Genomic DNA, 12389 nt, shown 5'->3' with positions numbered 1-12389 from the left:
ATAAATTCCTCCTTAGTCCCTCTAAACACCTTCAGAATCAGTTATCTTTAGTGAAAAAACCTTGAAATATCGCCTTGTCGCAATGAAGTTCGATTAAATCTACCTGTATGTTGTAGTTCGTCTCGAAGTATTTTGCGAAGCTCGGATTTTGAAATTTCTTTCGTTTCTTCTTTTACTTTCACTGCTTCTGTTTGATTTTCTTTCATTTGCAATACTTGTTTAATTCCGGCCATATTTAAGCCTTGATCTAACAAATCTTTAATTTCCAACAATTTATCTACATCGTTAAATGAAAATAACCTACGATTCCCTTTTGTACGGGTTGGAAAAATAAGATTATGCTCTTCATAGTAGCGAATTTGACGTGCAGATAATTGTGTTAAATCCATTACAATACCAATTGGAAACAGCGGAGCAGAACGTCTATCTTCTTTCATTGTTTCAGTTCCTCCTTCGCCTTAACTGTTTCTCATTTTATACCATGTTATGTTTAGTGTCAATAGATGTTAGCTTTTCTTACATGATTTTTTGTAAATTTTTTCATTCTTTTTTCTAATGGCACAAATCATTACTTTCACACGAAAAAAGCTGCCGAAATCGACAGCTTTCCTTTAAGAAATTGTTAATAGTTTTTTTTCAATTAACGCATCAATCGCAGAACAAATCGCAATCTTTACATGCGAATAAGTTAACCCACCTTGTACGTAAGCAACATAAGGTGGACGAATCGGGCCATCTGCCGACAATTCGATACTTGCACCTTGAATAAACGTCCCCGCAGCCATAATTACATCATCTTCATAACCCGGCATATAGTTTGCGTACGGAGTGAAATGAGAATTAATCGGAGATGCGTATTGAATCGCTTGACAGAAAGCAACCATACGATCTTTATCATCAAATTGAACAGACTGAATTAAATCTGTTCTTGGCGCATTCCAAGCTGGCGATGTATTCATCCCTAACTTTTCTAAAAATGCAGCTGTAAAAACCGCACCTTTTAGCGCTTGTCCCGCTACATGCGGCGCTAAGAAGAAACCTTGATACATTTCTTGCAAACTGTATAAAGATGCCCCTGCTTCCGCACCGATTCCTGGAGATGTTAAACGATATGCACACGCTTCAACATACTGCTCTTTACCCACAATGTAACCACCAGTTTTAACAATTCCACCGCCAGGGTTCTTTATAAGCGAACCTGCCATTAAATCTGCACCAACATGACATGGCTCTTGCTCTTCAATAAACTCGCCATAACAGTTATCTACAAATACAACAACATCAGGTTTAATCTCTTTCACAAACGCAATCATCTCTTTAATTTGTGAAACAGTAAATGACGGACGAGTAGCATAACCTTTCGAGCGCTGAATACCAATCATCTTCGTATTACTATGAATTGCGGCTGCAACAGCTTCAAAATCAACAAGCCCCTCTTCAGTAAGTGGAACTGCATTATAACCAATATTATATTCTTTAAATGAACCTACACCTTTTCCGCGTACACCAACGATTTCTTCTAACGTATCATACGGTTTCCCCGTTATGTATAGTAGCTCATCTCCCGGACGTAAAATACCAAATAAAGCTGTTGAAATAGCGTGAGTTCCTGAAATGATTTGCGGACGAACAAGACCAGCTTCCGCTCCAAATACATCAGCGTACACTTTCTCTAGCGTGTCACGGCCAATATCATCATAACCATAACCTGTCGTCGGAATAAAATGCGAATCGCTAATTTTATGTTTACGAAAACTTTCTAATACACGAAACTGATTACTTTCAATTACTTCATCCGCACGTTTATGTACTTCTGTAATCTGGCTCTCTACTTCTTTTACGATTGGAGCAATTTTTTCTCCATTTTTCAATCGATCAAACATTTTTATTTTCTCCTTTTTCCACTAAAAATCTCTTTAATTGCCCATTAAGCGATGAATGAGCAAAAATATAACCTGCACAATCATATACAAATTTATCTTCTAGAAACTCCATCTTTGTTAATAGTGTTTCCGTCTTTAATAGCGTTAACAACTTACCTTCACTCGGAGGAATTTCCACTTGATAACAATCCATTTCTTCCTTCATCTGTTTTTCTATCGCTTCTTTTATATGTAATAAGTCACTTTCTTCAAAAGCACTAGTCATTAAGAAGTCACTTTTCGGAAATGGAATGAAATTTTGATGCAACTTATCTTTTTTATTATAAAGCGTAATAATAGGAATATGATTAATTTCAAGGTCTGACAATAATTCTTTTACCGTTTGTTCATGCCCTACGTAATTAGGGTCTGCCGAATCAACAACATGTAAAATAACATCCGCTTCACCAGCTTCTTCTAACGTAGATCGAAAAGCAGCGATTAGTGACGTAGGTAAATCTTGTATAAAACCAACCGTATCAGTCAGAAGCACGGTATAACCAGAAGGTAACGGCATTTTCCTTGTTGTCGGATCTAGCGTTGCAAACAATAAGTTTTCTTCAAACGTATCAGCTTCCGTTAATCTATTAAACAACGTAGATTTCCCTGCATTTGTATACCCAATTAACGAAATTTGAAATACTTTATTATCTTTTCTTCTCTCACGATATCTTTTTCGATGCTCCACAACAACCGCAAGTTGTCTCTTTATTTCATCAATACGAGATCGAATATGACGACGATCTGTCTCAAGCTTCGTCTCTCCCGGTCCCCTTGTACCAATTCCACCACCAAGACGTGATAAAGCAAGACCTTGTCCCATAAGGCGCGGCATTGTATATTGCAACTGAGCTAATTCTACTTGAAGCTTACCTTCTCTCGATTTCGCACGTTGCGCAAAAATATCTAATATTAGTTGCGTTCGGTCAATTACTCTTGCATCTAACACTGACGATAGATTCCGAATTTGACTCGGTGTTAACTCGTTATTAAATATAATAACAGCTGGTTCTAATTCTTCAGTTAAAGCTGCAAGCTCTTCTAATTTACCTTTCCCTATATAAGTCGCCGGATGGAACTTCGGACGTTTTTGCGTCGTTGATACTAACACTTCCGCTCGAGCAGTCTTCGCTAGCGATGCAAGTTCTTTCATGGAATGCATAAATTTTTCATCATCATCTTGCGACAATTGACAGCCAACTAATATGACTTTTTCTTTTTCTTCCATCAAATATGTTCACTCATCCTTTTCGAAATTTAAACCTTCTAATATAATAGCAGAGGAAGCATATTTCATCTAGTTAGCGGGGGAGAAAATTCATGGCATGGGAGATTTTTAGCATCATAGGCACAATCGCCTTCGCACTAAGCGGAGCCATTGTTGCAATGGAAGAAGATTATGATATTTTCGGGGTATATATTTTAGGAATGGCAACCGCATTTGGGGGAGGTGCCCTTCGTAATTTATTGATTGGTTATCCAATCGTCGCATTTTGGCAACAAGACATGTTATTCCAAATCGCACTTTTATCAATGACGATTATTTTTCTTTTTCCAAATAAATTAATTAGACATTGGAAAAAGTGGGAAAACATCACAGACGCCATTGGCTTATCAGCATTCGCTGTACAAGGAGCACTCTATGCTCAAAAACTAGATTTACCAATTAGCGCTACAATCGTAGCTGCTGTTTTAACAGGCATCGGCGGCGGTATTATCCGCGACCTTTTAGCTCGCAGAAAACCTCTTGTCCTCCGAGCTGAAGTATATGCGTTTTGGACGATTTTAGCAGGTTTCTTAATTGGCGCTCAAATTATCGTTAGCGATTGGGCTCTATACACCTTATTCATTTTAATTGTTTGCTTCCGCATGATTTCTATTCATTACAAATGGCATTTACCGCATAGACGTATTGATACAAAGGAACGTTCAATGCATAAATAACACTCTAACCTCTTTACATATCGTAAAGAGGTTTTTCTTTTCTAACGAGTTTTTCTTCACATAATGTTTATACTAATTTTTAAAGCGAGGTGAATACCAATGACAAACCATGTTAACAAAGGCGCTCAAAAAAGCTCAGTAAACCAATTTGGACACGATCCTAATTCAGCACACGAAAAGAGCGCTAAAATGGAACGCTTCCATAAATCTCACCAAGAAAAAGAAAAAAAAGAATAAACGAACTTATGCACAAAAAACAGACGCACAGTTTATGTACTGTGCGTCTCCTCTTCAAGCATCAAATCCATACTTGATATCCCAATCAAATCATATTTATCATACGTATCCTCTTGTAACAATCGCATAGCTTGTGTGCGAATTGATTTTTCAACAATATTCCGTACGTATCGCCCATTACTAAACGATGTAATTTGTGACGAATACTTTACCGCGTGTAAATGATCTCTAAATTTCCACTCTGCTTCTTTCGACAACTGATATTCACGCTCTTCATACATTCTCTTCCCAATTTCCAACAACTGATTTACCGAGTAATCCGCAAATTCAATAATAAACGGAAAACGAGATTGTAATCCTGGATTTAATGAAAGAAAATGATTCATCTCTCTTGAATATCCAGCTAAAATTAATACAAAACCGTGTTGCTTATCTTCCATATGCTTCACAAGTGTATCAATAGCTTCCTTCCCAAAATCCTTCTCTCCACCCCTCGCTAATGAATACGCCTCATCAATAAATAAAATTCCTCCCATAGCCTTCTTTATTAAATCCCTTGTCTTTTGTGCTGTATGACCGATGTACTCACCTACAAGATCAGCACGTTCAGCTTCAACTAAATGCCCTTTCGATAAAATATTCATCTCAAACAACAATTTTCCTATCATTCTAGCAACGGTTGTCTTCCCAGTACCGGGATTCCCCTTAAATAACATATGAAGCACTTGCTTCTCAGACTTCAACCCCACCTCTTGCCTTTTTTTATTCACAAAAATCCAAGCATAAATTTCTTTTATTATTTTTTTTATTTCATCCATCCCAACAAGTTTTCCCATTTCTTCTTCAATTCTCTGCAACATTTCATGTTTAGTAGTGGTTTCACTTGAAATTACGGCTTTATTTTCTGATGCCGGTAACGAAATTTTTTTTCGATGGTTTAATACAATATTAATTTGATTGTTATTTTTCTTACGCATCGATTGTTCCATACAATCACCTCATTTTATCCACTCACCAAATATTATTATTCCAGTCTCTCTTTCAAATGCCTATTTTCAGAAAAGTTTGCTATAATATAAGAAATAATTAGGGTGGTGGGACTATGGAAACAACGGAATTCCATGATACAATACAAGCCTTTTCTATTTTTTTATTGAATAAAGGTCGAAAGCCTTCAACCATTAAACGTTATGTTTATGACATTGAAGATTTCGGACATTGGTTAGAAAAAAACCAAAAGCTCCCTTCCAGTAATATATGGGCAACACTTTGTACAAAAGACTATGAAGATTACTTTTCCGACTTAAAAAAGAATCGACACTACTCAGAAAAAACGATGCATCGTGTATTTATTGTTCTAAATAGAATGCATCATTTTCTAAATATCCCCAACCCATTAAAGAATATGGAAATCACTATTCAACCAGACCGTGCATTACGCGATGAAGATTTCATTTCATCCGATGAAGAAAAAAGATTAAAGCATATAGTCACTTCATTAGAAGGACTTTCAGAAAAACAACGTCCTGTTCGTCCATTATTAATGGATCGTAATATCTCCATTTTAAGTCTATTAATCGACTACGGACTATCCTTACAGGAACTCACAGCACTAACTATGCATCACGTTCATTTCGAAACTAATACATTTTCTATTCCAGCAACCGCAGGAGTAGAAAGATCAATCACATTAACAACCGAAGATAAAAAGCAACTGTACACATATTATAAAAGTATTCCAGAACCAGTTCGCCCTAAATACCATAGTAACGATCCATTGTTTGTTGCATTCGATTTTAACCGAGGAACATACAGATGGGTATATGAAAACGACGCACCAAAGGCATTAACAGAAATCGCTATCCAAAAAATGATCCGACTTGAAGTAGCAAGAGCGAATTTACGTAAAGGCATTTCTGGACAACACTTCCGAAACACTTTTATTTTACGCCTAATAAAAAAACAAACCCCAGAACCAGAGATCATAAAATTAGTTGGCTTCAAATCAAAAGTCTCACTAAAACGATATTATCAATATGCTGAAAATAAAAAAAACGCCCTATTATAAGGCGTTTTTTTTTTATTTTTTTCGAAACAATCAATTTCACTATGACCATTTAACTATTCTCTGCATCTACTATGATGAGTTTCGTTCACATTCTCATTAGAAAGGAGAGATTTAATGTCTCGCTTTAACGACAATCAAAATAAATACTCCAATCCATGCTTTCCAACTAGTGCCGGACGAATTCCAACTACCCCAACAATTCCAATTACTAAAGCACAAATTAGAAAATTCCGCGCAATCATTAACGATTTAATAAAAATAATCCCTAAACTTTTCGCCAATCCATCCCCAAAAAACATAGAAGATCTAATAGATACATTGCACCTACTAAGCAAATTCATTTGTTCACTAGACGCTACTTCTGCTCTGAAAGCACAAGGATTCGCCATTATCAAAAACTTAATAACTATATTAAAAAATCCGACCTTCGTAGCAAGTGCCGTATTTGTTGAACTTCAAATTTTAATTAATTATTTACTTTACATTACAAAGTTATTCCGAATTGATTCTTGTACACTCCAAGAACTCCTTAAATTAATTGCAGAGTTACAAACTACTCTAGTTAATTCAGCTTCGTTCGGCAGAGGACCTACTGGACCTACTGGACCTCAAGGTAATACGGGCGTGACTGGTGTCACTGGCCCTAGAGGTAACACGGGTGCTACTGGTGCTACCGGACCTAGAGGTAACACGGGCGCCACTGGTGCTACCGGACCTAGAGGTAACACTGGTGCTACTGGTGCTACCGGACCTAGAGGTAACACTGGTGCTACTGGTGCTACCGGACCTAGAGGTAACACTGGTGCTACTGGTGCTACCGGACCTAGAGGTAACACTGGTGCTACTGGTGCCACTGGACCTAGAGGTAACACAGGTGCTACTGGTGCCACTGGACCTAGAGGTAACACAGGTGCCACTGGACCTAGAGGTAACACAGGTGCTACTGGTGCCACTGGACCTAGAGGTAACACAGGTGCCACTGGACCTAGAGGTAACACAGGTGCTACTGGACCTCAAGGCGCTCAAGGTAACACGGGTGCTACTGGACCTCAAGGCGCTCAAGGTAACACGGGTGCTACTGGACCTCAAGGCGCTCAAGGTAACACGGGTGCTACTGGTGCCACTGGACCTAGAGGTAACACGGGTGCTACTGGTGCCACTGGATCTCAAGGTGTTCAAGGTAACACGGGTGCTACTGGACCTCAAGGTGTTCAAGGTAACACGGGTGCTACCGGACCTAGAGGTAACACAGGTGCTACTGGTGCCACTGGATCTCAAGGTATTCAAGGTAACACGGGTGCTACTGGACCTCAAGGCGCTCAAGGTAACACGGGTGCTACCGGACCTAGAGGTAACACAGGTGCTACTGGTGCCACTGGATCTCAAGGTGTTCAAGGTAACACGGGTGCTACCGGACCTAGAGGTAACACAGGTGCTACTGGTGCCACTGGATCTCAAGGTGTTCAAGGTAACACGGGTGCTACTGGTGCCACTGGACCTAGAGGTAACACAGGTGCCACTGGACCTAGAGGTAACACAGGTGCTACTGGACCTCAAGGCGCTCAAGGTAACACGGGTGCTACTGGACCTCAAGGCGCTCAAGGTAACACGGGTGCTACTGGACCTCAAGGCGCTCAAGGTAACACGGGTGCTACTGGTGCCACTGGACCTAGAGGTAACACGGGTGCTACTGGTGCCACTGGATCTCAAGGTGTTCAAGGTAACACGGGTGCTACTGGACCTCAAGGTGTTCAAGGTAACACGGGCGCTACCGGCGCCACTGGACCTCAAGGTGTTCAAGGTAACACGGGTGCTACCGGACCTAGAGGTAACACAGGTGCTACTGGTGCCACTGGATCTCAAGGTATTCAAGGTAACACGGGTGCTACTGGTGCCACTGGATCTCAAGGTGTTCAAGGTAACACGGGTGCTACCGGACCTAGAGGTAACACAGGTGCTACTGGTGCCACTGGATCTCAAGGTGTTCAAGGTAACACGGGTGCTACTGGACCTAGAGGTAACACAGGTGCTACCGGTGCCACTGGACCTCAAGGTGTTCAAGGTAACACGGGTGCTACTGGACCTCAAGGTATTCAAGGTAACACGGGTGCCACTGGATCTCAAGGTGTTCAAGGTAACACGGGTGCCACTGGACCTCAAGGTGTTCAAGGTAACACGGGCGCTACCGGTGCCACTGGATCTCAAGGCGCTCAAGGTAACACGGGTGCTACTGGACCTCAAGGCGCTCAAGGTAACACGGGCGCTACCGGTGCCACTGGATCTCAAGGCGCTCAAGGTAACACGGGTGCTACTGGACCTCAAGGCGCTCAAGGTAACACGGGTGCTACTGGACCTCAAGGCGCTCAAGGTAACACGGGTGCTACTGGACCTCAAGGCGCTCAAGGTAACACGGGTGCTACTGGACCTCAAGGCGCTCAAGGTAACACGGGTGCTACTGGTATAGGAGTTACCGGACCTACTGGACCTTCTGGTGGGCCTCCTGGACCTACCGGACCTCAAGGTGTTCAAGGTAACACGGGTGCTACTGGACCTCAAGGTGTTCAAGGTAACACGGGTGCTACTGGACCTCAAGGTATTCAAGGTAACACGGGTGCCACTGGATCTCAAGGTGTTCAAGGTAACACGGGTGCTACTGGACCTAGAGGTAACACAGGTGCTACTGGTACCACTGGACCTCAAGGTGTTCAAGGTAACACGGGTGCCACTGGACCTCAAGGTGTTCAAGGTAACACAGGTGCTACTGGTGCCACTGGATCTCAAGGTGTTCAAGGTAACACGGGTGCTACTGGACCTAGAGGTAACACAGGTGCTACTGGTACCACTGGACCTCAAGGTGTTCAAGGTAACACGGGTGCCACTGGACCTCAAGGTGTTCAAGGTAACACGGGTGCTACTGGTATAGGAGTTACCGGACCTACTGGACCTAGCTTCCCAGTAGCGACAATCGTTGTAACAAACAACATCCAACAAACAGTACTCCAATTTAATAACTTTATTTTTAGTACTGCAATTAACGTAAACAATATTATCTTTAACGGCATAAATACAGTTACTGTTATTAACGCTGGTATTTATGTAATTAGCGTATCTATTTCTACAACTGCTCCAGGATGCGCTCCACTTGGAGTAGGAATTTCAATTAATGGAGCAGTTGCTACTGACAACTTCTCTTCAAATCTCATAGGCGACTCACTTTCATTTACTACAATCGAAGCATTAGCTGCTGGAGCAAACATTTCTGTCCAATCTACTCTTAACGAGATTACGGTCCCTGCAACAGGAAACACTAACATTCGTCTTACTGTATTTAGAATCGCTTAAATTTCACTATTTATTGTTTATGGCAAATAAAAAAAGAGCGAGAAATTCGCTCTTTTTTTGTTATGTACAATAATTCATTACTACTCTAGTTCAATCGAAACATTTTTTTGTGGTACAAATGTAGAAATTGCATGTTTATAAATAAGCTGTTGCTTACCTTCTGTTTCCAGTAGGACTGTAAAATTATCAAATCCTTTAATTAATCCACGAAGCTGGAAACCATTTAATAAGTACAGCGTAACGAACGTATTCTCTTTACGGAGTTGATTTAAAAACTGATCTTGAATATTGATTGATTGCTTCATGTCGAATCCTCCTCTTTTTCTCTACTTAATATTATTCGACTTTAGTTGTAACTTTCCTTCTATGTATCGTAAAATTTCTGACGTTTTTTCACCATCCGTAACATCAAACCATGTGACATCCATTTTATTGCGGAACCATGTTAATTGACGTTTGGCATAACGGCGTGAATTCGTCTTTAATTGTGACACCGCTTCTTCTAAAGAGACACGATTCTCAAAATAACCATATATCTCCTTATACCCAATCGCTTGAATAGATTGACAATCTCGCATCCCTCTATTATACAGCACTTCTACTTCTTCTAATAAACCTTGTTCCATCATTAAATCCACTCGCAAGTTAATGCGATCGTATAGCATTTCTCGATCCATTGTCAAGCCAATCAATGAAACATCATATAATAACTCGTTTTCTTGTTTTTCAAGTTGATCACTCATTTTTTCGCCCGTCGTGTGGAAAATTTCTAACGCACGAATGACACGTCGCACATTATTTGCATGAATACGCTCCGCGCTTTCTGGATCTACTTCTTGCAATTTTTTATGTACATATTCCACACCGCGTTCTAAAGCCAACTTTTCCATTTGTTCTCGGTATGTAGCATCACCAGCATCATCTGTAAACTGATAATCGAATAAAACAGATTGTATATAAAGACCGGTTCCACCAACTATAATTGGTAATTTACCACGCTTTGTAATTTCTCGAATATGTTTACGAACACGTTCTTGAAATTCCGCAACGGAAAATGATTCTTCCGGATCTTTTATATCGACCATATAATGTGGAATTCCATCCATCTCTTCTTTTGTTACCTTTGCAGTTCCAATATCCATCGTGCGATAAATCTGCATGGAATCGCCACTTATAATTTCACCGTTCAACGCTTTTGCAAGATCGATACTTAACTTCGTCTTCCCAACAGCAGTGGGTCCAATTATGACAGCAACTTTTTCACGTTGCACTTCTCCCATATCATTCAACTCTCTTTATGTAATGTACTCCATCTATTGATTATACCCAATCTTACCAATTTTAACGACATGATTGCAAGTTCTTTCATTTCGGTAAATGAAATTATAAATAAAAAAAGAACATAGTTTGTCCAATTCTGCATATACATGATAAAAATCGCTCGGAGAGGATGGGTTGACTATGAAACAATCCACTATCAATTTTTCAACACTTACAAATGACCTCATTTTGGCTACAGCTACAAAAGAACAAAATTGTTCACAAGACGAATTATACTTCGCCTTAAATTGTTTACTACGTTCTTTTCATTCTACTCTTCAAGAAACAACGTTACACTCGGAAAACACACATACAGAGTATATGCAAACTCAATTTTGCAGCGCATATAAAATTATTACAGGTAAAACAATTTATCCATTTCAATAACCATTCTTTGAAGCGATATTGTTATTACAAAATGATAAAAAGCGGTTGCTTACATATTTTCAAGCAACCGCTTTTTTACACTAATAAAGATAAACTATTTTATAACTTTCACTTTAACTGATTTACGCCCCCAACTATCAGCATTGCTATCTGAACCAACTAAAACATCAATACGGTTCCCTTTAATCGCGCCACCAGTATCTCCAGCAATCGCTTCTCCATATCCTTCCACCCACACTTTTGATCCAAGAGGGATTACTTTGGGATCCACAGCAATAACTTTCATATTTGGATTCGCTGTTAAATCATGACCCATCGCAGTTAACACACGTCCACCATACGTACCATTCTCACTTGGATTCGCTGTATATGCTGTCGCTTCTACTGTTATTTCACGCCCACCAGCAAGTGCACTAGTTTCAGTAGATTTCGCAACTGGTTTCGCAGCTGGCTGTGCTTTTTCTACAGGTTTACTTGATTCTACACTCTTAACAGCTTCTTTACTCTTAACTGCCGTATTATTTTTAACCGACGTATTTACTCTAGCCGGTGCTTCTTCTTGAGTTACCACTTCTTTCTTTTCAATCACAGGTGCCGTTCCTGTTAAAAATGGCACGTGAACATATCCGACTTTTCCATTGTAGTCGAACTGTAACCATTCATTTTGAACTTGATTTGTCGTTTCAATCACATCATCTTTATTAAGTTTGCCAAAGATTTCAGAGTCAGTATTCGCTCCAGCGCGAACATTTAATACGCCCGCCGTTACATAATACTTACTTTTTGTAAATTCAGCATTGACAAAAGCTTCCTTGCCATCTAACTTAATTTTTGCCCATCCGTTTTCTGTATTTATCACATCTAATTTATTCCCATTTAACATTTTACCTACAAGCTTTGACTCTACAGTTGGGTTTTCTCTAACGTTTAATACATCCGTTGTTACAATCGTTTCCGCTTTCGCAGAACCTGCAAAAATCCCAAGACCAAAAACTGCTGCTGTTGCTATACCTAATAATTTTTTCATGAATAGCCTCCATTTGCTTTGTTTTCGTATTTTCATTATAGCAACAGATTTTGGGGATTTTTAGAAATCACACAATTACAAAGCATTCGTAATATACGATTAATGAGCTGTAACATAAATTTCCATATTCATAAAGTGCATT

At 39.8% G+C, this 12389-nt stretch carries 12 protein-coding genes; 5 read left to right on the top strand and 7 right to left on the bottom strand.

From position 1 onward, the window contains the following. Window positions 1–47: 47 nt before the first annotated feature. The 3 genes from glnR to hflX all read right to left on the bottom strand — a co-directional run bounded on the left by glnR (window position 48) and on the right by hflX (window position 3150). On the bottom strand, window positions 48–437 hold the full coding sequence (glnR, locus tag SJY24_RS12050) for a transcriptional repressor GlnR (protein ID WP_002014475.1): 390 nt from the start codon (window positions 435–437) through the stop codon (window positions 48–50). Window positions 438–611: 174 nt separating this feature from the next. After that, window positions 612–1883: a methionine gamma-lyase family protein gene (locus SJY24_RS12045; RefSeq protein ID WP_377864775.1), complete on the bottom strand. Its 1272-nt coding sequence runs from the start codon at window positions 1881–1883 to the stop codon at window positions 612–614. Further along, a complete protein-coding gene (hflX, locus tag SJY24_RS12040) occupies window positions 1876–3150 on the bottom strand; it encodes a GTPase HflX (protein ID WP_377867241.1) in 1275 nt (424 codons plus the stop codon). The genes SJY24_RS12045 and hflX overlap by 8 nt, the downstream gene beginning before the upstream one ends. A 92-nt stretch (window positions 3151–3242) precedes the next feature. Between hflX and SJY24_RS12035 the strand changes: the two genes are divergently transcribed. Both SJY24_RS12035 and SJY24_RS12030 read left to right on the top strand, forming a co-directional pair. Then, window positions 3243–3866 carry a trimeric intracellular cation channel family protein gene (locus SJY24_RS12035; RefSeq protein WP_377864774.1) on the top strand — a complete coding sequence of 208 codons (624 nt, stop codon included), beginning with the start codon at window positions 3243–3245 and terminating at the stop codon, window positions 3864–3866. Between the two features lie 99 nt (window positions 3867–3965). Continuing rightward, entirely contained in the window at window positions 3966–4103 is a 138-nt protein-coding gene (locus SJY24_RS12030) for a hypothetical protein (protein ID WP_000181506.1), read from the top strand. Between the two features lie 32 nt (window positions 4104–4135). On the opposite strand, the gene spoVK is transcribed toward SJY24_RS12030, so the two are convergent. After that, on the bottom strand, window positions 4136–5092 hold the full coding sequence (spoVK, locus tag SJY24_RS12025) for a stage V sporulation protein K (RefSeq protein ID WP_098452924.1): 957 nt from the start codon (window positions 5090–5092) through the stop codon (window positions 4136–4138). Window positions 5093–5205: 113 nt separating this feature from the next. Between spoVK and SJY24_RS12020 the strand changes: the two genes are divergently transcribed. Beyond that, a complete protein-coding gene (locus tag SJY24_RS12020; protein WP_377864773.1) occupies window positions 5206–6171 on the top strand; it encodes a tyrosine-type recombinase/integrase in 966 nt (321 codons plus the stop codon). 114 nt (window positions 6172–6285) lie between these two features. Beyond that, window positions 6286–9513 carry a Gly-Xaa-Xaa repeat protein gene (locus SJY24_RS12015; protein WP_377864771.1) on the top strand — a complete coding sequence of 1076 codons (3228 nt, stop codon included), beginning with the start codon at window positions 6286–6288 and terminating at the stop codon, window positions 9511–9513. 80 nt (window positions 9514–9593) lie between these two features. On the opposite strand, the gene hfq is transcribed toward SJY24_RS12015, so the two are convergent. After that, entirely contained in the window at window positions 9594–9818 is a 225-nt protein-coding gene (gene hfq / locus SJY24_RS12010) for an RNA chaperone Hfq (RefSeq protein ID WP_000813896.1), read from the bottom strand. Window positions 9819–9839: 21 nt separating this feature from the next. Further along, entirely contained in the window at window positions 9840–10793 is a 954-nt protein-coding gene (miaA, locus tag SJY24_RS12005; protein ID WP_377864770.1) for a tRNA (adenosine(37)-N6)-dimethylallyltransferase MiaA, read from the bottom strand. Between the two features lie 181 nt (window positions 10794–10974). On the opposite strand from miaA, the gene SJY24_RS12000 reads away from it, so the two are divergent. Continuing rightward, window positions 10975–11220: a hypothetical protein gene (locus SJY24_RS12000; protein ID WP_071771467.1), complete on the top strand. Its 246-nt coding sequence runs from the start codon at window positions 10975–10977 to the stop codon at window positions 11218–11220. Between the two features lie 94 nt (window positions 11221–11314). Here SJY24_RS12000 and entD read toward each other — a convergent pair whose 3' ends face one another. After that, entirely contained in the window at window positions 11315–12247 is a 933-nt protein-coding gene (gene entD, locus SJY24_RS11995; RefSeq protein WP_377864769.1) for a cell wall-binding protein EntD, read from the bottom strand. Between the last annotated feature and the right edge of the window lie 142 nt (window positions 12248–12389).

This window comes from Bacillus sp. R86525 (genome assembly GCF_042466195.1).
Classification (GTDB): Bacteria; Bacillota; Bacilli; order Bacillales; family Bacillaceae_G; genus Bacillus_A; species Bacillus_A nitratireducens.
The sequence above is the reverse complement of the archived record's forward strand: the minus strand, read 5'-3'. Positions and strand labels throughout refer to the sequence as shown.

Coding starts and splice junctions, on each gene's coding strand:
- miaA (WP_377864770.1), bottom strand. CDS start 10,793: ATGGGAGAAGTGCAACGTGAAAAAGTTGCTGTCATAATTGGACCCACT.
- SJY24_RS12020 (WP_377864773.1), top strand. CDS start 5,206: ATGGAAACAACGGAATTCCATGATACAATACAAGCCTTTTCTATTTTT.
- SJY24_RS12030 (WP_000181506.1), top strand. CDS start 3,966: ATGACAAACCATGTTAACAAAGGCGCTCAAAAAAGCTCAGTAAACCAA.
- glnR (WP_002014475.1), bottom strand. CDS start 437: ATGAAAGAAGATAGACGTTCTGCTCCGCTGTTTCCAATTGGTATTGTA.
- SJY24_RS12045 (WP_377864775.1), bottom strand. CDS start 1,883: ATGTTTGATCGATTGAAAAATGGAGAAAAAATTGCTCCAATCGTAAAA.
- hfq (WP_000813896.1), bottom strand. CDS start 9,818: ATGAAGCAATCAATCAATATTCAAGATCAGTTTTTAAATCAACTCCGT.
- SJY24_RS12000 (WP_071771467.1), top strand. CDS start 10,975: ATGAAACAATCCACTATCAATTTTTCAACACTTACAAATGACCTCATT.
- SJY24_RS12035 (WP_377864774.1), top strand. CDS start 3,243: ATGGCATGGGAGATTTTTAGCATCATAGGCACAATCGCCTTCGCACTA.
- SJY24_RS12015 (WP_377864771.1), top strand. CDS start 6,286: ATGTCTCGCTTTAACGACAATCAAAATAAATACTCCAATCCATGCTTT.
- spoVK (WP_098452924.1), bottom strand. CDS start 5,092: ATGGAACAATCGATGCGTAAGAAAAATAACAATCAAATTAATATTGTA.
- entD (WP_377864769.1), bottom strand. CDS start 12,247: ATGAAAAAATTATTAGGTATAGCAACAGCAGCAGTTTTTGGTCTTGGG.
- hflX (WP_377867241.1), bottom strand. CDS start 3,150: ATGGAAGAAAAAGAAAAAGTCATATTAGTTGGCTGTCAATTGTCGCAA.